Raw genomic sequence first — 21,833 nt, forward strand, 5'->3', positions numbered from 1 at the left:
GGCGGGATTCGTCTGTCACGCCCGAAGCATCGTCGCGCCGAGCGGGGTCTGAGCGGGGCGCATGCGCCCCGCTCAGACCGCCGCCGGAAGACGAAGCGAGGGAAGGATCAGTGGCTGTGGCCGTGGCCGCCGGCGGCGGGGGCCTCTTCCTCTTCCTTCTTCTCGACGACGAGGGTGTCGGTCGTGAGCACCATCGAGGCGATGGAGGCGGCGTTGGTGAGCGCGGAGCGGGTCACCTTGACGGGGTCGATGATGCCGGCGTCGACGAGGTCGATGTACTCGCCGGTCGCGGCGTCGAGGCCCTGGCCGACGGGCAGTTCGCGCACCTTGGAGACGGCGACGTAGCCCTCGAGGCCAGCGTTCTCGGCGATCCAGCGCAGCGGCTCCGCGATGGCCTTGCCGACGAGCGTGGCACCCGTCGCCTCGTCACCCTCGAGCGAGAGGGAGTCGAGAGCAGACGACGCGTGGATGACGGCCGAACCACCACCCGCGACGATGCCCTCTTCGATGGCCGCACGCGTGGCCGCGATGGCGTCCTCGATGCGGTGCTTCTTCTCCTTCATCTCGACCTCGGTGTGCGCACCGACGGCGATGACGCAGACGCCGCCGGCGAGCTTGGCGAGGCGCTCCTGGAGCTTCTCGCGGTCCCAGTCGGAGTCGGTGCGCTCGATCTCGGACTTGAGCTCCTTGACGCGGCCCGCGACGTCATCAGCGGCGCCGGCGCCGTCGATGATCGTCGTGTTGTCCTTCGTCACCTGGATGCGGCGTGCCTGGCCGAGCGAGTCGAGGTCGGCGTTCTCGAGCTTGAGCCCGACCTCCTCGGCGATGACCTGGCCACCGGTGAGGATCGCGATGTCCTGCAGCATCGCCTTGCGGCGGTCGCCGAAGCCGGGGGCCTTGACGGCGACGACGTTGAACGTGCCGCGGATCTTGTTGACGACGAGGGTGGAGAGGGCCTCGCCCTCGATGTCCTCGGCGATGATGAGCAGCGGCTTGCCGGACTGCACGACCTTCTCGAGGACGGGCAGCAGGTCGGCGATGGCCGAGATCTTGCCCTGGTTGATGAGGATGTAGGCGTCCTCGAGGACGGCCTCCATGCGCTCGGGGTCGGTGACGAAGTACGGCGAGAGGTAGCCCTTGTCGAACTGCATGCCCTCGGTGTACTCGAGCTTCGTCTCGGCGGTCGAGGACTCCTCGACGGTGATGACGCCGTCCTTGCCGACCTTCGCGAACGCCTCACCGATGAGGCCACCGATCGTCGCGTCCTGAGCGGACAGCGAGGCGACCTTGGCGTAGTCGTCCTGACCGTCGACGGGGCGCGCGTTGGCGAGCAGCTGGTCGTTGATGGCCGTGACGGCCTTGTCGATGCCGCGCTTCAGGCCGGACGGAGCAGCGCCCGCAGCGACGTTGCGCAGGCCCTCCTTGACGAGCGCCTGGGCGAGAACCGTCGCGGTCGTCGTACCGTCACCGGCGACGTCGTTCGTCTTGGTGGCGACCTCCTTGGCGAGCTGCGCGCCGAGGTTCTCGTACGGGTCCTCGAGCTCGACCTCGCGGGCGATCGTCACACCGTCGTTCGTGATCGTGGGGGCGCCCCACGCCTTGTCGATGACGACGTTGCGGCCCTTGGGGCCGAGCGTCACCTTGACGGCGTTGGCGAGCGCGTCGACACCGCGCTCGAGGGACTTGCGGGCGTCGTCGTTGAATTCAAGCGTCTTGGCCATGGTTCAACCTTTCGTTCGAAGGCGCCGCGCGGCGCGTGACGCGCGCAGCGGAAGAGTGTGGGGTGCGAGTGAGAGGAAAGGACGAGCCCGGCCCGGCCGTCAGACCTGAGCCGGGCTCGTCGTCACCTGCTGGCTCGACGGATCGTCAGGAGACGACCGCGAGCACGTCGCGAGCGGAGAGGATGAGGTACTCGGTACCGGCGAACTTGACCTCGGTGCCGCCGTACTTCGAGTAGATGACCTTGTCGCCGACGGCGACGTCGACCGGAACGCGGTTGCCGTGGTCGTCGATGCGACCGGGGCCGACGGCGATGACCTCGCCCTCCTGCGGCTTCTCCTTGGCGGTGTCCGGGATGACGAGGCCGGAGGCCGTGGTCTGCTCGGCCTCGACGGCCTTGACGACGATGCGGTCTTCGAGCGGCTTGATGTTGACCGACACGGTAGGACCTTCCCTTTCGCAGACCGCCCGATCTTCTCGGGCGGGACGGATGCTTTCGTTCCCTGGCCACACCACCCACCGGTGGCGGTGTGGCATGCATGTGGGCCGACATCGCCTCGCCGTCGCGGGGGTCGAGGGATGAGCTCACTGGCACTACCCAGGGGTGAGTGCTGGAACCGAATCTAGTAACGCCGTTGGCACTCGGTCAAGCCGAGTGCCAACTCGTTTCCGATGTTCGCCCACAGCGCATCGGGGGCTGCTCCGAGGGCCCCCGATGACACAATGGCGGCCATGGATGCGAGCGTCGTGCACGAGTTGTTCACCGACGACGGACGCGCGCTGCTCGCCTCGCTCCCGCCCTACGAGGAGAAGAACGTCGTCATGCTGACGACGCGGCTGCGCGCCGCAGGGCACTCCCCCGAACTCGTCGCCGCTGCGCTCACCCAGTCCCGGCTGCGGGCCAGGGCCGTCGACAAGTTCGGTGATGCGGCGGCGTCGATGTTCTTCACCCCCGACGGCCTCGAACAGGCCACGCGCGCACCCATCGCCCGTCTGCACGCGCAGCGGTTCCTCGACGCCGGGGCGAGCCTCGTCATCGACGGTGGCTGCGGAATCGGTTCCGACGCCGTCGGATTCGCGCGAGCCGGGCTCGACGTCATCGGCGTCGAAGCGGATCCGGAAACCGCAGCCCTGGCCGCTCAGAACCTCGCGTCGTTTCCCGGCAGTCGCGTCGTCACGGGGCGGGTCGAGGATGTCGCGGCTTCGCTCGACCAAGCCGGGGCCGCCTGGTGGTTCGACCCGGCACGCCGCACGCCCGGCGTCGCCGACATCCGCGGGCGCACGAAGCGCACGTTCTCCCTCGCGGCGCTGACGCCGACCTGGGAGCTGATCCAGCACGTCGCGGCTGCCGCCCCCGCGGCAGGCGCCAAGCTCTCGCCGAGCCTGGCCCATCACGACGTGCCGAGCGGTTGCGAGGTCGAGTTCGTCTCCTACGCCGGCGGCGTCGTGGAGGCGAGCGTGTGGTGGGGCGCCGCCGTCCGTGACGTCGGCAGAACTGCGACGATCGTGCGCCCCCGGCCGGGCGGCCCGAGGTCGTCCGGCGATCGCGTCCCGCCCGACGTCCTGCACGTCATCGAGGCCGACTTCGACGGCATCGACGCCGCGCCCGCAAGCCGCGCGTCACTGGGAGCGTACTTCTACGAGGCCGACAAGGCGTTGACGCGCAGCGGCCTCGTCGGGGCGCTGCTCGACGCCACGGGCGGCCACGAGTTCACGCCTGGACACGGCTACGTCACGGCCGATGCGCTCGTCGACATCGGGCTGCTGGGGCGCGCCTACCGCGTGCTCGACTCCGTGCCGCTGCACGAGAAGACGCTGCGCGCCTACCTGCGCGAGCGCGCCGTCGGGCGCCTCACGATCAAGAAACGCGACGTGGACATCGACGCAGACGCGCTGCGCCGCTCGCTCAAGCTCAAGGGCTCGAACGCCCTGACGGTCGTGCTCGTGACGCTCGACGACGAGCGCCTGGCACTCGTCGTCGAACCGCTGTGACGCTCGCCGCCCCGCTTCCCTGACGCCCCGCCCCGCCCCATGACGCATCCGTGAGATCGAGCGATGTGGGCGAATTCGAGCACCACAGCGCTCGGGCTCTCCCGTATCGCTCGATCTCGAGGATGGGCGTGCGAACCGTGACCTGACCGAGATCCACGCCCCAGCTCGGACGCACTCGGGCCGTAGATATTGACGAACATGCAAACGTCCGAGGCGGGCGCCCTCTCCGAAGGCTCGACGCCTGTGCCACCTGCTCCTGCCGAAACCACAGGCCGACGACCGTCCGCGCCCGGGCGCAGCGGCACGGCTACCTGGCTGATGAGCATCGCTCTCATCCTCTGGGCAGTGTGGGCCGTCAGCATCCTCGCCTCGCCGATGCGTTCCGGCAGTGTGGCCGACGCGGCCAGCGCCCTGCAGCGGCACGACGACGTGCACTGGCTCGTCGTGCAGCGCCCCTCCGACGACGGCCCGAGCGGTCACTTCACGCCGGGCCTCGCCGACCCCCTCTCCCAGGAATGGCAGGATTCGCGTTTCACGACCCCGCGCGAGAACGGTGGCGACGGCGCGGGCACGCTCTCGTCGACGCAGGAGCAGCAGATCGCCTGGAGCGACAGCTCGGGGCTGCACGTGACGCGCGACTTCAGCGTCACCGGCTGGCGCACCGCCGAGGACGGCTGGCCCGACCCCGCGTCCAGCCCGTCGGCCGCCCTCTACCGATCGCTCGCGACCCAGGCTGCGTCGACGCGCGTCACGACGGTCCGCGCGCTCACGCCGCTGGGCACGATCACCTACGCCGACGGCTCGGGCACCGTCGAGACCTACGGGGTCGTCATGCTGCTCAGCGTGCTGATCGCGCTGGGATCGCTGTACGCCCGCCAGCCCCGTTTCGGCACCCGTTGGAGCTGGTTCTGGATCTTCGGCTGCCCCATGGGCGTCGGCCTCGTGTGGTACCTGATGCGCGAGGGGTGGTTCGGCCGTTCCACGGCCCCTGCGCCCGATCAGCGACGTTCAGGCTTCGCCGGCTTCGCGGCGTTCGTCGGCATCAGCTGGGTGCTCGGTTCGCTCGTGCATGCTTGGCTGTTTCGCTGACGCCGTGTCAGCGAGTTCGAGCGAAATGGGGCGCACGCACGGGGCATGACGGTCCGCCGGAAGGCGGCACGCTCATCGACACGCTGAAGAGCCCACCCCGTCCTTGCCGACGGCGACGGGCAGCGTCCCACCGGCCTTGGCCTTGCCGGTCAGGACGTCCGCGAGCGCCGCGAACGTCGGCTGCGTCGAACCGTAGGCCGCGAGTCCGACGGTGTCGGAGCCGCGCAGAGCGAGCGGGTAGGGCGTGTCGAGGGCGATCTGCACGCCGCTGTTTCCGGCCTTGATCGCTCCTGACGTGCCGGGCGACGTCGCCTCCGCTCCCCCGCCGGCGGACGATTCGCCGGCGTTGTACACGCCCCCTTCGAGCAGGTTCACCCGCGTGCCCCGCAGTCCGACGTCGACGCCGCGGGCCTTCAGCTCCTTCGTCAGCGTCGCTCGATGTTCCGCCGTCCCCCCTTCGACCCGCACACGGCTCCCGACGAGGTCACGCCCGCAGCGCCCGCCGAGCTGGGTGATCGACGCCTTCGCGAGACGGCGCGCGTCGTCGTCATGGGAACCGCGCACCGACGCGTCGGGCGCACTGACGTGCTGGTGCCGCGTCGTCGCGACGATGCGCGCGGCGGATTCGATGAGCCGCTGGCGCGTCAGTGCTCCTGAGGCGACGGCCTTCTCGATCGCGCTCACCGACGCGCTCGCGTCGGCGGGCATGAGCACGACATCGGCTCCGGCCTCGAGCGCCGACACCGCTGCAGCGCCGCCGCGATCGAACTTCTTGACGATCGCGCCCATGTTCATGCCGTCGGTGACGATGAGCCCCTTGAACCCGAGCTTGTCGCGCAACTGGCCCGTGAGCACCTTCGGCGAGAGCGTGCTCGGCACGTTGGGGTCGACGTCCTTGACGACGATGTGCGCCGTCATGATGGCGGGCACGCCGGCCTTGCTCGCCGAGGCGAACGGCACCCAGTCGCGCTTCATGAGCTGCTCGACCGACTGAGCCTGGACGGCGTAGTCGACGTGCGTGTCCGTCGTCACCGAGCCGTGGCCCGGAAAGTGTTTGATGACGGGCACGATGCCGGCCTGCTGGTAACCGGCGACCTGCGCGTTGACAGCTCGCGCGACGCGCTGCGGGTCGCTGCTCGGCGAGCGCACGCCGATCGTCGGGTCACTGGGGCCGACGGTGACGTCCGCGTCAGGTGCGAAGTTCATCGTCACGCCGAGCGAACGCAGCTCCTGGCCTTCGTCCTTGGCGAGCTGCGTCGCGAGCGCCGCATCGTCGGCGGCGCCGTAGGCCATCGCACCCGGCAGCGGGGTGACGCCGGAGGTGATGCGGGTGACCGGACCGCCCTCCTGATCGATGCCGATGACGGCCGGCCATGACCGTCCGCTCTCCTTGACGGCGCCCTGCACCGCTTTCGTGACGGCCGGCAAGCCCGCTGACTCGTCCGTGGGGTTGCTCGGCACGTTGTCGCCCATGATGATGACCCCGCCGAGGCCATTGCGACGCACTGCATCAGCGGCCGCCTGCGGGCTCGTGCCCTGGTAGTACCCGACGATGACCTGCCCGGCGAGCTGCTTCGTCGTCAGCTTCGAGACGTCATCCGTCGCGGCGTCGAGCTCTGCCTGTGTCGGCAGGCCCGTGTCGGCCTGGGTGCGATTTCCGTTAGCCGGCGCCGATGCGCCGGCCGAACCGGACGCCTTCGACGATGCCGACGATCCGGACGATGACACGGGCTTGCCGTCGTCCGACGAACTGCACGAGGCGAGCGTCATCGACAACGTTGCGGCGGCGACGACCGTCAGGCGGACGCGGCGTCGGCGGGGCGCGAGTCGGGCCTGGTCGGCGGCGAAGGCGACGCCCGCGGGGGCGACGTCAGGCGTGCCGGTAACAGGGGTGGTTGCGGGGGTGCGCGGGGTCATCCCATCACCTGTCCGATCGGCATGGAGGAGTCGGCGGGCACGGCGAGCGTCGACGGTGCGATGCCCTTCGCGACGAGGTGCGCGCCCAGCGTCGCGACCATCGCGCCGTTGTCGGTGCACAGGCTCAGTTTCGGCACGCGGATCGAGATGCCCGCCGACGTGCAACGCTGCTCGAGCACCGTGCGCAGCCGCGAGTTGGCCGAGACGCCGCCGCCGACCATGAGGTTGTCGCACGTGTAGTCGCGGCAAGCCATGACGGCCTTCTTCGTGATGACGTCGACGACGGCCTCCTGGAAGGACGCGGCGACATCGGCGACCGGAACCTCTTCCCCGGCAGCCTGTTTCGTCGCGACCCAGCGGGTGACGGACGTCTTGAGGCCGCTGAACGAGAAATCGTACCGGTGCTTCTCGAGGTCCTTCTTCGTCGACAACCCACGCGGGAACGGGATGGCCTTCGGGTCGCCGTCCTTGGCCGCCTCGTCGATCGCCGGGCCGCCCGGGTAGGGCAGGCCGAGTACGCGCGCCACCTTGTCGAACGCCTCGCCGCACGCGTCGTCGATCGTGTTGCCGAGGCTGCGCACGTCCGTCGCGATGTCGGGCACGTAGAGCAGGTTCGTGTGGCCGCCGGAGACGAGCAGCCCCATCGTCGGTTCCGGCAGCGGGCCGTGCTCGAGCATGTCGACGGCGACGTGCGCCGCGAGGTGGTTGACGCCGTAGAGCGGCTTGTCGAGGGCGATCGACAGGGCCTTCGCTGCCGCGACACCGACCATGAGCGCACCGGCGAGACCTGGGCCGACGGTGACGGCGATCGCGTCGACGTCGGCGAGCTTGACGCCCGCCGTGTCGCAGGCGCGACTCAGCGACGGGATCATCGCCTCGAGGTGCGCGCGGCTCGCGATCTCGGGCACGACACCACCGAAGCGGGCGTGCAGATCCATCGAACTCGCGACCTCGTTGGCGAGCAGCGTCGTGCCGCGCACGAGGCCGATGCCTGTCTCGTCGCACGAACTCTCGATGCCGAGGACGAGGGGTTCGCGGGTGGCGGTGAGGCTCATCGGGTCTCCTTCAGGAGCTTGCGCATGATGACGGCGTCGACGTCACCGGGTTGGTAGTAGCGACGGCGCACGGTGAGGCGATCGAACCCGGCGCGTTCGTAGAGACGCAGCGCAGGGTCGTTGTCGGCGCGCACCTCGAGCAGCAGGGCTTCGGCGCCCGCGTGCGTGGCGGCTGTGACGAGGTGATCGAGCAGCCGACGCCCCAGCCCTGTGCCGCGCGCCTCGGGGGTGACGGCGATCGTCATGACGTCGGCAGTGCTGCCGGCCACGTCGAGCCCGGCGTAGCCGAGGATGTGTTCTGGGTGACCATTCGCCGAGACGTGAGGTGCGCCGTCGGTTCGCGGCATCGGCGGTGCGCTTGGCTCGCGGTCATCGGCGTCGTCCGGCGAGGCCTCTGGGGCGTGCGCCGTGCCGTCAGCCACGACGCGCTGCTGCGGCACAGCAGCGCCCACTGCGACGACGTATTGACGGCGCGGGCGTGCGGCGAACTCGTCCCACCACGTGCGTTCGCGCCACGCGTCGTGCTCGAAGAGCTGCGCATCGAGGGCCGCGAGGGTCTCGATGTCGCGCCAGGTGGCGGGGCGCAGGGCGACGTCAGCACTCGCCGTCGCCGCGGCAGGCTGCGCAGCGGGCTCTGGTGACGCGGTGTGGTCCACGGGGCTGACCACTGACGAATCGCTCGAAGGAATGGCCGACAAACCCTGCGGTGCAACGCTGTTCATCGACCGAGAACGCGCGCGATGGGTGCCGCAGCAGCGGGCACGGCGTCAGGGCGGCGCAGGTAGAGAGGTTCGGTGTCGAGCAGGCGCTCCCCCGCCATGACGCGCTCTTGCGCGACGATCGCGAGGTCGGCAGCGTCGACGTCGAGCAGCACCTCAGCCTCGCCTGCTCCCGTCAGGGCCGCGTCGCCGGACGTGTCGACAGCGCCGGCCGCGCCTGTCCGCGTCGCGTCATGGAGAACGTCGGCGTAGAGCCTCGCACCGCGACCGACGGCGGGAATGTCACCGAGCTGTTCGGCGACCGCGGCGGCCTTGTCGACGGCCGGGTCGCCCGGGACGATCGGCCCACCGTCGAGGTCGTAATGCGCCCAGTAGATCTCCTTGCGGCGCGCGTCCGTCGCGACGAGCAGCGGACCGCGCATCCCGAGCGTGTGCGCACGATGCGCGAGGGCGTCGAGGGAGCACACGCCACCGATGGGCAGGTCGAGGGCGTACGCGAACGTCATCGCCGTCATGATGCCGACGCGCAACCCGGTGAACGGCCCCGGCCCCACGCCGACGGCGACGCGTGACAGGTCTGCGGGCACCACGTCGGTTTCCGCGAACATGGCCTCGATCGCGGGTGCCAGGATCTCGGTGTGACGACGCGCGTCGATCGTCGAGGTGCGCGCGACGACGTCACGCCCGTCGTGCAGGGCTGCCGTGACGGCGGAGGTGGACGTATCGATCGCGAGAAGCACCCGTCCAGCTTATCGGCGGGACGCAACTCGCCTGACGAAGCTGCCGTCCGGCTGGGCGCGGAGGGCTCGCGTCGAGCAGCTCCGGGCGAGGTACCGGCCGACGCGGAACGCACACGTTGCCCGAGGCTGCGGCTGCGACTGCGGCGCGGTCACGACCGCTGCACGAGAAATGTGCAGCGACGCAGGTGCTGGCTGCGATGCTCAGTCGGCGACGAGCCCCAGAGCCGCGACGAGGTCGATGTCCTCCCAGCGCGGCCCGGCCGTCTCGACGGTGACGGTGCGGTCGTCGAGCCCGGTCATCGTGAGGTGCATCCGGTCCTCGGACAGCCCCTCGGCCATCCCGGCGCCCCATTCGACGACGGTGACGGCGTCGTCGACGGACGTGTCGAGGTCGAGGTCGTCGAGTTCACCGAACCCGCCGAGTCGGTAGGCGTCGACGTGAACGAGGGCCGGCCCGTCACCCAGCGACGGGTGCTCACGCGCGATGACGAACGTCGGGCTCGTGACATCACCCCGCACGTTCAGTGCCGCACCGAGGCCGCGCGTCATCGTCGTCTTGCCTGCTCCGAGATCGCCCGTCATGACGACGACGTCCCCCGCGCGCAGCACACCCGCGAGCGCCGCACCGAACGCGGTCGTCGCGTGGGCGTCGGGCAGGTGCTTGCTGCCGCGAATCACCAGGTCATTCACAGTCCGAGCTCCTTCGCCAGGCTTCCCGTATAGACGCGCGGCAGCCGCGTGCTCATGCGCGTGACGATCTCGTAGCTGATCGTGCCGGCGGCGTCAGCCCAGTCCTGGGCGCTCGGGCCCTGGGTGCCGTCGGACGCGCGCCCGAACAGCACGACCTCATCGCCGGCCGCGACGGCGGCGTCCCCGGCGTCGGTGACGATCTGGTCCATGCAGACGCGGCCGGCAATGGTGGTGCGCGCGCCCGCCACCAGGAGCGGGCCGACGTTCGACGCGGCGCGCGGCACGCCGTCTGCGTACCCGACGGGGATGTCGGCGAGCGTCGTCTCACGCGGCGTCGTGTACGTGTGGCCGTAACTCACGCCCTGCCCGGCCGGTACGCGCTTCGTCACCGTGACGTTCGCGGTGATCGACATCGCGGGGCGCAGCGTCAGCTCCTCGCTCGTCGCGAGGTCGGGTGCGGGCGAGAGCCCGTAGAGCGCGAGCCCGGGGCGGACGAGGTCGAAGCGCGCCTCTGGCAGGAAGAACGTCGCCGGCGAGTTCGACATGTGCCGCACCTCGAGTTCGAATCCGGCACTTTCACAGTCGGTTGCGGCGGAGGTGAACCGTTCGATCTGGGCGGTGTTCTCGGGGTGGCCGGGTTCGTCCGCGCGCACGAAGTGCGTCATCAATCCGACGACCTCGACGTCACCCGTTGCCTGAGCAGCCTTCGCAGCCTCGACGAGGCGCGGCCAGTCGTCCCCATAGGCGCCGTTGCGGGCGAGGCCCGTGTCGACCTTGAGGTGCACGCGCGCCCGACGCCCGACGCGGCGCGCCGCGGCAGCGATCCCGTCGAGTTCGCCGACGGACGGCGCCCCGAGATCGATGCGCGCCTCGATGGCATCGGCGAACGGTGAGCCGGGAGCGTGCAGCCACGACAGCACCGGAACATCGAGGTCGCCGGCGCCCTCGGCGGCCGCGCGACGAAGCGTCATCGCCTCAGCCAACTGCGCGACACCGAGCCACGTCGCGCCCCCGTTGACGGCGGCGCGGGCGCTCGGCACGAGACCGTGACCGTACGCGTCGCCCTTGACGACACCGAGAACGGAGGCGCCCTCGGCGCGACGCGTCATCTCGTTGGCGTTGTCGGCGATGGCATCGAGATCGACGACGACGCGCGCCGGCGCGTTGCCGAGCAGTGCTGGGGCGGCTGAGTGAGTCATGATGCGCCCATTTTCTCACCCACCCCGCCCGCACTCAGCACCCCGATCCCGCCCCAACGGCGATTCCCGTCCAAATCGGCGATTTTCGTCCACATTGAACAGACGTTGCCATGCCAGGTTCGAGGTGCGCCTGCAGCCGCCGTCACCACATGAATGTGGACAAGAATCGCCGATGGGGACGGGAATCGCGAAGGGGGACGCCGTTCGCCAATGGGCACAGGAATCGCGGATGTGGACGAAACTTGCAGAGGCGGACGCCGTTCGCAGGGCGGACGCGGTGGTGCACGGACGTCAGAGGCGGCCGGCGTGCAGGTCGTCGTCGAATCTCGTCTTGATCTCGACGAGCTCGGCGATGGCGCGTCCGACGTTCGAGGCGACGTCGAGCGCCCGCACCGGGCCGCCGGGGTTCGCCAGGTGCGCCGCCCGCCCGTGGATGTACGTCGCGACGCTGCATGCTGCCGACGCCTCGATCCCCGCTGCGAGCGCCACCCCGACGATGCCCGCGAGGACGTCGCCCGTCCCGGCCGTCGCGAGCCAGTTCGGCGAGCGGTTCTCGACGAAAACAGCCCGGTCGTACGCGATGCCATCGGCTGATCGTTGCGCCGGACGCGCGATGACGGTCGCGCCGCCCTTGAGCAGCACGACGTATCCCGTCCCGTCGGCCATGCGACGAGCCCACCGCACGGGGTCGGCTTCGACGGCCTCACGCGTCACGTCGTCACCGTCGTCGGTGATGCCGAGCAACGCCAGCGCTGACGCGAGTTCCCCCGCATGCGGCGTGATGACGGTGACGCTGCCCTCGGGCCGCTCGATCTCGTCGAGCCACGTCAGCGCGCCGGCGTCGATGACGACGGGAACGGCCTCGCCGAGCACCTCTATCGCGCTCTCGTAGCGTTCGGAGTTCTTCTCGCGCTCGCTCACGCCATCGATGCCGGAACCAACGACCCAGGCCTGCACCCGGCCCATGCCGTGGACGGCCTCGGGGACGGCGGCGAGCACGAGGTCGGACGGACGTGACGGCCCCACGTACCGCACCATGCCGGCGCCGGCCGTCGCGGCCGCCACCGTCCCGAGTACCGCCGCACCGGGAAACGCGTTGCTGCCCGTCGCCATGCCGACGACGCCGCGCGTGTACTTGTGGTCGTGCGGTCCAGGAATCGGCCAGCGCCCCGCATACTGCTGCACGCTCCATCGCAGCGCATCGGTGCTCAGACCGTCGAGCTCGGCGAGCCCGATGTCGACGACTCCCACCTCACCCGCCGCGCGTGGGTCGAGCAGCATCGACGTCTTGAGTGCTCCGAACGTCACCGTGCGGTCAGCCGTGATGCCAGGTGTCGGGCAGTCGACGGCGACGACGTGCGTCTCGCGCCCGATCGCCCGTACGGCAGATGCCCACGGCGCCGCGTCCGAGTCGTCCTCGCCATGCGAGCCGCTCGAGCCCCGCGAGGCGCGCGCGCCGATGCCCAGAATGCCGTCGACGACGAGGTCCGCGGCCGTGATGGTCTGCAGCGAGCGTGGCCCGTCGCAGTGTTCGCCACCGCACTCGCTGTGCGGCCCCTGCGGGTGCTCGATGACGTCGAGACCCGCGTCGCGCACCGCGGCGAGACCCTCCTCGTGCGCTCTGCCGGCGACGAGCACGACGTCGGCACGCACTCCGAAGTCGCGCGCGAGGTCACGGGCAGCGAACAGCGCGTCACCGCCGTTGTTCCCAGGCCCGACGAGCACGACGACGCGGTCAGCGCGCAGCCTGCGCACCTCATCGGCGACGACGCGCGCCACCGCAGCGGCAGCGCGCTGCATGAGCGTGCCGCTCGTCAGCAGCTCGCCGCTCGCCTTCTCCGCCTCACGAACCCACGTCACCGACGCCGTCCGCAGCAGGTCGTCACCGTCGAGCCGCCCGACGTACTCGATGTCGTTCTCCATCGTCATGCCTCCTCGCCCGACGGCCGACGCGAAGCCACCGTCGCCCCAGCTGCCGTGACCCGTAGTGCAACTCATCGTCATGCCTCCGCGATGACGACGGCCGACGCGATGCCACCGTCGTGAGTCAGCGAGAGGTGCAGAGCGTCGACACCGAGGTCGTCCATGCGGGAGGCGACCGTCCCGCCCGTGCGCAGGAACGGTTGCCCCTGCGCGTTGGTGTCGACCTCCGCGTCCTGCCAGCTCATCCCGGGCGGCGCGCCGAGCGCCTTGCTCAACGCCTCCTTCGCCGCGAACCGGGCCGCGAGCGAGCGCACGTGCAGATCACGCTCCAGCGGTGTGAACAAGCGCTCACGCATTCCGGGCGAGCTTTCCAGTGTCTCGGCGAACCGGTCGATCTCGACGACGTCGATGCCCACTCCCACGATCATGAGTTCAGTCAATCACTTGTCGCCTCGAGACCGAGCCCCCGAGCAACACGGCGCCGTCGTTGACGAACGGGGCGACCGGGCCTCGCGACGCAGGTCGCCGGCATACGACGGGGCGCCCCCACATGGTGGTGGGAGCGCCCCGTCGGCGTCGGCGCGCGTCACTCCACGGTGACGCTCTTGGCCAGGTTGCGCGGCTGGTCGACGTCGAGGCCCTTGGCCGTCGACAGTTCGAGGGAGAACACCTGCAGCGGCACGATGGCGAGCAGCGGTGCGAGCAGCGGAGCCGACTTCGGGATGCGGATGACCTCGTCCGCGAACGGCACGACGGCTTCGTCGCCCTCCTCCGCGATGACGAGCGTACGTGCGCCGCGCGCACGGATCTCCTGGATGTTGGAGACGACCTTGCCGTGCAGACCGTGCGGCGTGTCGGGTCCGGGCACCACGATGAACACCGGCTGCCCGGCGTCGATCAGCGCGATCGGGCCGTGCTTGAGCTCACCGGCGGCGAAGCCCTCGGCGTGGATGTAGGCGAGCTCCTTGAGCTTGAGCGCACCCTCCATCGCGATCGGGTAGCCGACGTTGCGGCCGAGGAACAGCACCGAGCGGGTGTCGGCCATGAAGCGGGCGATCTCGCGGGTGCGCTCGAGGTGGCCGAGCACCTCCTCGATCTTGGCCGGCATCTCCTGCAGCTCACCCATGACCTTGGCCGCGTCGTCGGCGTACGTGCCGCCGCGCAGCTGCGCGAGGTAGAGGCCGAGGATGTAGCAGGCCGTGATCTGCGCGAGGAACGCCTTCGTCGAGGCGACCGCGATCTCCGGGCCGGCGTGCGTGTAGAGCACGGCGTCGGACTCGCGCGGAATCGTCGCGCCGTGCGTGTTGCAGATCGACAGCGTGCGGGCGCCGAGCTCCTTGGCGTGCTTGACGGCCATGAGCGTGTCCATCGTCTCGCCCGACTGCGAGATCGACACGACCAGCGTGCGCTCGGAGACGATCGGGTCGCAGTAGCGGAACTCGTGCGCGAGCGACACCTCGACCGGGATGCGCGTCCAGTGCTCGATCGCGTACTTGGCGACCATGCCCGCGTACGCGGCCGTGCCACACGCGACGATCGTGATGCGGTCGATGGCCTTGAGGTCCTCTTCGGAGATGCGGATCTCGTCGAGCGTCAGGCGCCCCGCCTCGTCCGTACGGCCGAGCAGCGTGTCGCGCACCGCGTCCGGCTGGTCGAAGATCTCCTTCTCCATGAACGTGTCGTAGCCGCCCTTCTCGGCGGACGCCGCGTCCCAGTCGACGTGGAACGTCTTGCCCTGCGCCGCGGAACCGTCGAAGTTGCACACCTCGACGGCCTCGGGGGTGATGACGACGACCTGGTCCTGGTCGACCTCCATCGCCTCCTTGGTGTACCCGATGAAGGCGGCGACGTCGGAGCCGAGGAAGTTCTCGCCCTCACCGAGGCCGATGACGAGCGGCGAGTTGCGGCGCGCCGCGACGACCTGGTTCGGGCTGTCGGCGTGCACGGCGAGGAGCGTGAACGCGCCCTCGAGACGGTTGACGACCTCGAGCATCGCGTCCTTCAGATCGCCCGCGTACGCCTTCGCGAGCAGGTGCGCGACGACCTCGGTGTCCGTCTCGGACGCGAACTCGACGCCGTCCTCGAGCAGCTGCGCGCGCAGCGGGTGGAAGTTCTCGATGATGCCGTTGTGGATGAGCGCCAGCTTGCCGTCCGTGCCGCCACGGTGCGGGTGGGCGTTCGCGTCCGTCGGGCCACCGTGCGTCGCCCAGCGCGTGTGACCGATGCCGGTCGCACTCGCGGGAAGCGGGTGGTTCTCCAGCTCGGCGCGCAGGTTGGCCAGCTTGCCGGCCTTCTTCGCCGTCGAGACGTGATCGCCCGTCACCAGGGCGATGCCGGCCGAGTCGTAGCCGCGGTACTCGAGGCGGGCGAGGCCCTCCATGACGACGGCCTCAGCGCGCTCGTCGACCTTCGAGCCGACGTATCCAACGATTCCACACATGCGATTCAGACTACCGGCACGCGCGCGCCGCCCACGAATCCCCCAACGTTCACGAAGCCGTCCCCGCACGGACTTGGCACAATGACACCGTGACCCGCGCCCACCACCCGCCGCTGCCGAGCCCCTACGTCGAACTCACCCGAGCCGACTGGGCCCGCCTGCGCGACACCCACCCCATCGACCTGACGAGCGACGACGTGCGCCGCCTCGCCGGGCTCGGCGAACGCATCGACCTCGCCGAGGTCGAGGACGTCTACCTTCCCCTTTCGCGCCTGCTCAACTTCTACGCCGCCGCGACGCAGAACCTGCACCGCACGACGACGGACTTCCTCCAGGAACGCCCCGCCAAGACGCCCTTCATCATCGGCGTCGCCGGCTCCGTCGCCGTCGGCAAGTCGACGACCGCCCGCGTCCTGCAAGAACTGCTCGCGCGCTGGCCCAACACGCCCCGCGTCGAACTCATCACCACCGACGGCTTCCTCTACCCCAACGCCGAACTCGAACGCCGCGGCATCATGGACCGCAAAGGCTTCCCCGAGAGCTACGACCGACGCGCCCTCGTCCGCTTCGTCGCCGAGGTCAAGGGCGGCAAGGCGGAAGTCGAAGCGCCCGTCTACAGCCACCTCGTCTACGACATCGTGCCGGACGAGAAGATCGTCGTGCGCCAACCCGACATCCTCATCGTCGAAGGCCTCAACGTCCTGCAACCACCTGTCTCGACGCCCGGGCAACCCACCCGCTCGACGCTCACCGTCAGCGACTTCTTCGACTTCAGCGTCTACGTCGACGCCCGCGAAACCGACATCCGCGAGTGGTACATCAACCGGTTCCTGCGCCTACGCGAAACTGCGTTCGCCGACCCCGACTCCTACTTCCACCGCTACGCCCGACTCGACGACGACGAAGCCGTCACCCTCGCCACCCGCATCTGGGAGAGCATCAACCTGCCCAACCTCATCGACAACGTCCAACCCACCCGCGGCCGCGCCACCGCCATCCTGCGCAAGAGCAGCAACCACGCCGTCGACAGCGTCAAACTGAGGAAGCTGTGATGGCCCTCGTCGCCATCACGCAAGGTTGCCTGCGCAATGAGCGGTCGGCGAGCGGGACGTCAGAGCAACTCGCGCACCTGCACCGGCGCGTACCGATGCGGCCGTCAAGCTGGTGGTCTGCGGGCAAGGCGGTCCTGCACCCCTGACGGGTCAGTGGGTGCGGGCGCGCTCGTCGGAATCGAAACGGTCGCGGACGTCGTCGCGCTCGAAGACCTCGTCGTCCTGGTCGAAGGCCCCGTGGCGGCGCTCGGCCGCGTCGAAGTCGTCATCCAGATCGTCGAGAGTGTCGAAGTCGTCGCGCGACTCCTCATCCGGGTGACGACGGCGATCCGCCGCCCACAACGCCATCCAGACGACGGCGAACAGCGCCGCCACCGCGAGACCCGCGAGCAAGCCACCCCCCGCGCCGAACAGGAACTGCGAGCCGACGCCGGTGCGCTTGCTCTCCCCGAACTCCGGCGCCGCACCCGACGACGCCTTCCCGGCACTGACCGCAGCGAAGACCGTCGCGACGAACGCGACAACCCAGTACGCGATCCCGAAGAGCTTGTTCTGGACGAGACGCACGGTCGAGCCTTCCTCACGATCGGTGACCCGCCACCTCCCCGCGGCGGATCGTCGAAGCACACGCTACCCAGTCACGAGCCCACTGCGCGCGCGCCACACCGACACCGCCGCCACCGGCTCACATCGGACGCCGCGTGCACACGGCCAGACCCCGTCAGGCCCCACGCGTCGGCGACACGATCAGCGGGACGAGCCGTCGTCAGGCCGCACGCGCCGGCGCCACGATCAGCCCACGCGCCGGCCGTCAGTTCGCGAGCACCGACGTCACGAGCGCCGCGATGGGGCTGCGTTCCGACCGCGTCAACGTCACGTGCCCGAACAGTGCGTGCCCCTTCAGCTTCTCGACGACCGCGGCGATGCCGTCATGGCGCCCCACCCGCAGGTTGTCGCGCTGCGCGACGTCATGCGTCAGCACGACGCGCGAGTTCTGGCCCATGCGCGACAGCACCGTCAGCAGCACGTTGCGCTCCAACGACTGCGCCTCGTCGACGATGACGAACGCGTCGTGCAGCGAACGCCCACGGATGTGCGTCAGTGGCAGCACCTCGAGCAGGTCGCGCGCGATGATCTCGTCGACGACCTCCTTGCTCACGACGGCGCCGAGCGTGTCGAACACCGCCTGAGCCCACGGGCCCATCTTGTCGTTCTCACTGCCCGGCAAGTACCCGAGCTCCTGGCCGCCGACGGCGTACAGCGGGCGGAAGACGATCACCTTGCGGTGCGCGCGACGCTCCATGACCGCCTCGAGGCCCGCGCACAGCGCGAGCGCGCTCTTGCCGGTGCCGGCCTTCCCGCCGAGGCTGACGATGCCGACGTCGAGGTCGCTCAACAGGTCGATGGCGATGCGCTGCTCGGCGGAGCGCCCGTACAACCCGAACAGGTCGCGGTCGCCGCGCACGATCTTCACCACGTTTCCCGGCATGACGCGCCCGAGCGCCGAACCGGACGCCTCGCCGTCGGCGCTCAGGATGACGCCGGTGTTGACGGGCAGATCCTCGAGGCCGTCGAGCGTGACGCGCCCCGTCGCGTACAGGGTGTCGATCTCACTCGCGTCGACGCTGCGTTCGACGATGCCCGTCCACCCCGAGTCGGGCACCCCGTCGGCGCGGTACTCATCGGCCGACAGCCCGGTTGCGGACGCCTTGATGCGCATCGGCAGGTCCTTGCTCACCACCGTCACGTCGTGGCCCTCGGCCGCGAAGTTGGCGGCGACCACGAGGATGCGCGAGTCGTTGTCACCGAGTCGGAAACCCGCGGGCAGGGCGCCGGGGTCGGTGTGGTTGAGTTCGACGCGCAGCGTGCCGCCATCACCGATCGGGACGGGGTGGTCGAGGCGGCCGTGACGCACGCGCAGGTCGTCGAGCAGGCGCAGGCACTCACGCGCATAGTAGCCGAGCTCGGGGTGATGACGTTTGGCCTCGAGCTCGGTGACGACGACGACTGGGAGCACGACGTGGTGCTCGGCGAACCGGGTGAACGCGCGCGGGTCGGACAACAGCACGGACGTGTCGAGCACGTACGTCTTGACGCGCTGGGCGACGGCGGCGTTCGTCGTCGCGCCGTCATCGGTTCCGGGCCTGAGGCCCGATTCGAGCTGGGTGGTCGAGGTGAGCGCGCCCGCGGCGCCCCCCGTCGTGAGGGTGTCCGCCAGGGTCATCGTCGATTCCTCGGGTCACGGGTGCGAACGCGCCGGCCGGGCGCCCGCGAGGAGCCGTCGTGCACCCCTCGTCCTCGACGCTAACGGCGGCGCCACCGCAGGTCGGCGGCCAGCCTGAGAAGCCTGCATGAACTTCACGTGAATGGCCGCCGTAGCGACGCGTCACGACCCGAAACGACGCTCGCGTTCGGCGTAGGCGCGCAGCGCGCGCAGGAAGTCGACGCGACGGAAGTCGGGCCAGAACGCTTCGCAGAAGTAGAACTCGCTGTGCGCGGACTGCCACAGCAGGAAGCCGCCGAGGCGCTGCTCCCCCGAGGTGCGGATGACGAGATCCGGGTCGGGCTGGCCCTTCGTGTAGAGGTAGTCGCCAACGCTGTCGATCGTCAGACGCTGCGCGAGCTGCGTCATGTCCTCACCGCGCTCGGCCGCGTCGAGCAGGATGGCGCGGAAAGCGTCGACGATCTCCTGACGCCCGCCGTACCCGACGGCGATGTTGACGACCATTCCGTCGCCGTCCTGCGTCGCGCTGACGGCGTTCTCCAGCCGGGTGCGCGTCGCCTCCGGCAGCAGCCCGAGGGCGCCGACGAGGTTGAACCGGCGGTTGCCGGCTGCGGAGAGTTCGTCGACGACGTCCTCGATGATGGCGAGCAGTGGCGCGAGCTCGGTCTCGCTGCGCTTGAGGTTGTCGGTCGACAGCAACCACAGCGTCACGACCTCGATGCCGAGCTCCTCGCACCACGTGAGCAACGGTTCGATGTTGTCGGCGCCCGCCTTGTGACCGTGCGCGGTGTTCGCGCCCCTCTTCTTCGCCCAGCGACGGTTTCCGTCGAGCATGAGGCCGACGTGACGCGGGAGACGCTCAGGAGGCAGGCCCTTGACGAGTTGGCGCTCGTAGGCGGTGTACAGCACGTCGCCCGGTCCGCGCATGGCTGCCTCCTCGTGGTGTGGCGCTGGGTTGACGATAGCAACGCCGGAGCAGGTGGCCTGCCCCGGCGCCGCGACGATCAGTGCTGTGCGCTGCCGATCGGGTCGTCGTCCCCGCGCGGCGCGGAGTCTGCCTCGCGTGCGCCGACGCTCTGCTCGCGCTCGGTGAACGTCATCTTGCGCAGGTGCGTGTTCATCGAACGGAACAGGAACCAGCACGCGAGCGCCAGGCCGAAGAGCACGAGAAAACCCCAGATGCCTGCGGTGACCTCGACGGATTCGTTGCCGCCCATCAGTGTTCCTTCCGTTCGACGACGTCGTCGATCACCATTGTGACAGCGCCGCTCGTCGCGAGTGCATCCGCCTGCTCGGGTGATCCGAGCCCGGCGAACAGGTCGTCCTCGTCCGGGGTGAGCGGCACCGCGCTCAGTGCGAGGTCCCATTCCTCTGTCGGCCACGCCTCGCCCTGCTCGCGCGCGTCGAGCGCGAAGAACATGCCGTCGGGGTCGATCTGCGTCGCGTGGGCGAGCAACGCGCGCGAGCGCACGTCGAACCACTCGTCGCAGCGCACCCGCGTCGTGACGCGCCCCTCGGGCCGGTCGCTGCGGCGCTCCAGCCATTCGGGGTACGGCGAATCGCGCCCGTCCTTCACGAGGGCCTCGTGGTAGGCGCTCAGCTTCGCGCGGGTGAAGGTGCGGTCGTAGTAGACCTTGAGCGGCTGCCACGGCGCACCGGCGTGCGGGTAGGCGTCCGGATCGCCCGCCGCGCGGACGGCGGCGATCGTCACGACGTGCGTCATGATGTGGTCCGGGTGCGGGTAACCGCCGTTCTCGTCGTACGTCGTGACGACGTGGGGGCGGCGCTCGCGGATGACCCGCACGAGCGCCTCGACGGTGATGTCGAGCGGCTCCAGCGCGAAGCAACCGTCGGGCAGCGGCGGCAGCGGGTCCCCCTCGGGCAGACCCGAATCGACGAAGCCCAGCCAGACGTGCTCGAAGCCGACGACCTCGCGCGCCTTCGCCATCTCCGCGCGACGCAGCGCGACGAGGTCACTCTTGACCTGCGGGTCGTCGACGAGGCGCGGGTTGAGCACGTCACCACGTTCGCCGCCGGTGCAGGTGACGACGGTGACGTCGTCCCCCTCGGCGAGGTAGCGCGCCATCGTCGCTGCGCCCTTGCTCGATTCGTCGTCGGGGTGCGCGTGCACCGCCATGAGCCGGAATCCGCCTGCCACCTGACACCTCGTATCGTGAGACCTGTTGAACTGCTCCGCAGGCGAACCCGCGAAGCACCCATTGTGACAAAGGAGAGCGAGTGCCCCTCGAACGCCCACGGGCCGAACAACGCAAGTGGTGGATCATCGGCACGCTCGGCGTGGTCCTCATGACGGCGTTCTGCATCTGGTTCGGCATCCAGTGGACGTCGAACACGGTCACCGCGAACCAACACGGCTTCAAGGTGCTCTCCGACGATCGCATCCAGGTGAGCTGGGACGTCATCCCCAGCGACAAGGACAAGCCGGTGACCTGCACGCTCATCGCGCTCAATGACCGCCGCGACGTCCTCGGTTCGAAGTCGGTCTCGCTCAAGCCGAGCCCCTACGACTCGACGACGTACACCGACGTCGTGCGCACCACGTCGCGCGCCGTCTCGGGCACCGTCAAGGAGTGTCACTACACGGGCGAGAAGGCTCAGGCCGAGTGACGTCGCGGCGTCGATGCCGCGGCACACTCTCCCGCTGACGACGCGCGCAAGAGCCGTCGACGACGTGCGTTCTCGCGCCATGGCGCTAGAATGGTGGTTTCACCTGGGCTGAGACGCGCACCGCCGCCGGCGGACACCGCAGCGTCTTGGCCTTGTTCTTTCGTGCGGGAGACCGTGCGAGACCCGAAAGCACAGCAAGGAGAAGACCGTGAGCGAGACCACCACCTCCTCCAGCTTCCTGACGCAGGACGCATACGACCGTCTCTCGGCGGAACTCGAGCACCTCAAGGGAGAGGGCCGTTCCGACATCGCGAAGCGCATCGAAGCCGCGCGCGAGGAGGGCGACCTCAAGGAGAACGGTGGCTACCACGCCGCCAAGGAGGAGCAGGGCAAGATGGAGGCCCGCATCCGCCAGCTCGAGTCGCTGCTGCGCGACGCCGTCGTCG

General features: G+C 69.8%; 21 protein-coding genes. 5 read left to right on the top strand and 16 right to left on the bottom strand.

Annotated features, from left to right (window positions below; genetic code table 11):
• Nucleotides 1–107 precede the first annotated feature (107 nt).
• A complete protein-coding gene (gene groL / locus B2284_RS11040) occupies nt 108–1,721 on the bottom strand; it encodes a chaperonin GroEL (protein WP_006944135.1) in 1,614 nt (537 codons plus the stop codon).
• A gap of 145 nt (nt 1,722–1,866) precedes the next feature.
• Entirely contained in the window at nt 1,867–2,160 is a 294-nt protein-coding gene (gene groES / locus B2284_RS11045) for a co-chaperone GroES (protein ID WP_006944132.1), read from the bottom strand.
• A 291-nt stretch (nt 2,161–2,451) separates the two neighbouring features.
• Between groES and B2284_RS11050 the strand changes: the two genes are divergently transcribed.
• Complete coding sequence (locus B2284_RS11050) at nt 2,452–3,711, top strand: class I SAM-dependent methyltransferase (RefSeq protein ID WP_131941493.1); 1,260 nt, start codon at nt 2,452–2,454, stop codon at nt 3,709–3,711.
• A 318-nt stretch (nt 3,712–4,029) separates the two neighbouring features.
• On the top strand, nt 4,030–4,800 hold the full coding sequence (locus tag B2284_RS11055; RefSeq protein ID WP_131941495.1) for a hypothetical protein: 771 nt from the start codon (nt 4,030–4,032) through the stop codon (nt 4,798–4,800).
• A 72-nt stretch (nt 4,801–4,872) separates the two neighbouring features.
• Here B2284_RS11055 and B2284_RS11060 read toward each other — a convergent pair whose 3' ends face one another.
• The 9 genes from B2284_RS11060 to glmS all read right to left on the bottom strand — a co-directional run bounded on the left by B2284_RS11060 (nt 4,873) and on the right by glmS (nt 15,483).
• On the bottom strand, nt 4,873–6,717 hold the full coding sequence (locus B2284_RS11060) for a glycoside hydrolase family 3 protein (protein ID WP_131941497.1): 1,845 nt from the start codon (nt 6,715–6,717) through the stop codon (nt 4,873–4,875).
• Nucleotides 6,714–7,772 (bottom strand): tRNA (adenosine(37)-N6)-threonylcarbamoyltransferase complex transferase subunit TsaD, encoded by a 1,059-nt coding sequence (tsaD, locus tag B2284_RS11065; protein WP_131941499.1) that lies wholly within the window; start codon nt 7,770–7,772, stop codon nt 6,714–6,716. Before tsaD ends, B2284_RS11060 begins: the two co-directional genes overlap by 4 nt.
• Nucleotides 7,769–8,440: a ribosomal protein S18-alanine N-acetyltransferase gene (gene rimI / locus B2284_RS11070; RefSeq protein ID WP_131941501.1), complete on the bottom strand. Its 672-nt coding sequence runs from the start codon at nt 8,438–8,440 to the stop codon at nt 7,769–7,771. The genes tsaD and rimI overlap by 4 nt, the downstream gene beginning before the upstream one ends.
• 50 nt (nt 8,441–8,490) lie before the next feature.
• Nucleotides 8,491–9,231 carry a tRNA (adenosine(37)-N6)-threonylcarbamoyltransferase complex dimerization subunit type 1 TsaB gene (gene tsaB, locus B2284_RS11075; protein ID WP_286697519.1) on the bottom strand — a complete coding sequence of 247 codons (741 nt, stop codon included), beginning with the start codon at nt 9,229–9,231 and terminating at the stop codon, nt 8,491–8,493.
• A gap of 201 nt (nt 9,232–9,432) precedes the next feature.
• Nucleotides 9,433–9,921, bottom strand: a complete 489-nt coding sequence (gene tsaE, locus B2284_RS11080) for a tRNA (adenosine(37)-N6)-threonylcarbamoyltransferase complex ATPase subunit type 1 TsaE (protein WP_131941503.1) — start codon at nt 9,919–9,921, stop codon at nt 9,433–9,435.
• Nucleotides 9,918–11,120, bottom strand: a complete 1,203-nt coding sequence (alr, locus tag B2284_RS11085; RefSeq protein WP_062257879.1) for an alanine racemase — start codon at nt 11,118–11,120, stop codon at nt 9,918–9,920. The genes tsaE and alr overlap by 4 nt, the downstream gene beginning before the upstream one ends.
• Nucleotides 11,121–11,411: 291 nt before the next feature.
• Nucleotides 11,412–13,043, bottom strand: a complete 1,632-nt coding sequence (locus B2284_RS11090) for a bifunctional ADP-dependent NAD(P)H-hydrate dehydratase/NAD(P)H-hydrate epimerase (RefSeq protein WP_131942069.1) — start codon at nt 13,041–13,043, stop codon at nt 11,412–11,414.
• A gap of 77 nt (nt 13,044–13,120) precedes the next feature.
• A complete protein-coding gene (locus tag B2284_RS11095; RefSeq protein ID WP_038569133.1) occupies nt 13,121–13,471 on the bottom strand; it encodes a holo-ACP synthase in 351 nt (116 codons plus the stop codon).
• A 158-nt stretch (nt 13,472–13,629) separates the two neighbouring features.
• Complete coding sequence (glmS, locus tag B2284_RS11100; protein ID WP_136788777.1) at nt 13,630–15,483, bottom strand: glutamine--fructose-6-phosphate transaminase (isomerizing); 1,854 nt, start codon at nt 15,481–15,483, stop codon at nt 13,630–13,632.
• 89 nt (nt 15,484–15,572) lie between these two features.
• Between glmS and coaA the strand changes: the two genes are divergently transcribed.
• The gene (gene coaA / locus B2284_RS11105) at nt 15,573–16,535 is read left to right on the top strand and encodes a type I pantothenate kinase (protein ID WP_131941505.1); all 963 of its coding nucleotides are present in this window, start codon (nt 15,573–15,575) and stop codon (nt 16,533–16,535) included.
• Nucleotides 16,536–16,685: 150 nt separating this feature from the next.
• On the opposite strand, the gene B2284_RS11110 is transcribed toward coaA, so the two are convergent.
• From B2284_RS11110 to mca, 5 genes are all read right to left on the bottom strand, one after another.
• The gene (locus B2284_RS11110; protein WP_115297327.1) at nt 16,686–17,102 is read right to left on the bottom strand and encodes a hypothetical protein; all 417 of its coding nucleotides are present in this window, start codon (nt 17,100–17,102) and stop codon (nt 16,686–16,688) included.
• Nucleotides 17,103–17,346: 244 nt separating this feature from the next.
• Entirely contained in the window at nt 17,347–18,759 is a 1,413-nt protein-coding gene (locus tag B2284_RS11115; protein WP_286697520.1) for a PhoH family protein, read from the bottom strand.
• A 162-nt stretch (nt 18,760–18,921) separates the two neighbouring features.
• Nucleotides 18,922–19,686, bottom strand: a complete 765-nt coding sequence (locus B2284_RS11120; protein ID WP_006944141.1) for an isoprenyl transferase — start codon at nt 19,684–19,686, stop codon at nt 18,922–18,924.
• A gap of 77 nt (nt 19,687–19,763) precedes the next feature.
• Nucleotides 19,764–19,976, bottom strand: a complete 213-nt coding sequence (locus tag B2284_RS11125) for a hypothetical protein (protein WP_006944099.1) — start codon at nt 19,974–19,976, stop codon at nt 19,764–19,766.
• Nucleotides 19,976–20,917: a mycothiol conjugate amidase Mca gene (mca, locus tag B2284_RS11130; protein WP_051806090.1), complete on the bottom strand. Its 942-nt coding sequence runs from the start codon at nt 20,915–20,917 to the stop codon at nt 19,976–19,978. The genes B2284_RS11125 and mca overlap by 1 nt, the downstream gene beginning before the upstream one ends.
• Nucleotides 20,918–20,997: 80 nt before the next feature.
• Between mca and B2284_RS11135 the strand changes: the two genes are divergently transcribed.
• Together B2284_RS11135 and B2284_RS11140 are read left to right on the top strand one after the other, a co-directional pair.
• Nucleotides 20,998–21,387, top strand: coding sequence for a DUF4307 domain-containing protein (locus B2284_RS11135; protein WP_006944133.1), 390 nt, complete (start codon nt 20,998–21,000; stop codon nt 21,385–21,387).
• 208 nt (nt 21,388–21,595) lie between these two features.
• Nucleotides 21,596–21,833: GreA/GreB family elongation factor (locus B2284_RS11140; RefSeq protein ID WP_476728571.1), on the top strand; the 238-nt coding region annotated here is incomplete at its 3' end.

Source organism: Dermacoccus sp. UBA1591 (genome assembly GCF_002322065.1).
Taxonomy (GTDB): Bacteria; Actinomycetota; Actinomycetes; order Actinomycetales; family Dermatophilaceae; genus Dermacoccus; species Dermacoccus nishinomiyaensis.

Excerpts from the sequence above, each read along its gene's own strand:
- B2284_RS11120 (WP_006944141.1), bottom strand. The coding sequence starts at position 19,686 with ATGCGCGGACCGGGCGACGTGCTGTACACCGCCTACGAGCGCCAACTC.
- groL (WP_006944135.1), bottom strand. The coding sequence starts at position 1,721 with ATGGCCAAGACGCTTGAATTCAACGACGACGCCCGCAAGTCCCTCGAG.
- glmS (WP_136788777.1), bottom strand. The coding sequence starts at position 15,483 with ATGTGTGGAATCGTTGGATACGTCGGCTCGAAGGTCGACGAGCGCGCT.
- B2284_RS11060 (WP_131941497.1), bottom strand. The coding sequence starts at position 6,717 with ATGACCCCGCGCACCCCCGCAACCACCCCTGTTACCGGCACGCCTGAC.
- alr (WP_062257879.1), bottom strand. The coding sequence starts at position 11,120 with ATGACTCACTCAGCCGCCCCAGCACTGCTCGGCAACGCGCCGGCGCGC.
- B2284_RS11055 (WP_131941495.1), top strand. The coding sequence starts at position 4,030 with ATGAGCATCGCTCTCATCCTCTGGGCAGTGTGGGCCGTCAGCATCCTC.
- B2284_RS11095 (WP_038569133.1), bottom strand. The coding sequence starts at position 13,471 with ATGATCGTGGGAGTGGGCATCGACGTCGTCGAGATCGACCGGTTCGCC.
- B2284_RS11050 (WP_131941493.1), top strand. The coding sequence starts at position 2,452 with ATGGATGCGAGCGTCGTGCACGAGTTGTTCACCGACGACGGACGCGCG.
- B2284_RS11115 (WP_286697520.1), bottom strand. The coding sequence starts at position 18,759 with ATGACCCTGGCGGACACCCTCACGACGGGGGGCGCCGCGGGCGCGCTC.
- B2284_RS11125 (WP_006944099.1), bottom strand. The coding sequence starts at position 19,976 with ATGGGCGGCAACGAATCCGTCGAGGTCACCGCAGGCATCTGGGGTTTT.
- tsaD (WP_131941499.1), bottom strand. The coding sequence starts at position 7,772 with ATGAGCCTCACCGCCACCCGCGAACCCCTCGTCCTCGGCATCGAGAGT.
- B2284_RS11090 (WP_131942069.1), bottom strand. The coding sequence starts at position 13,043 with ATGGAGAACGACATCGAGTACGTCGGGCGGCTCGACGGTGACGACCTG.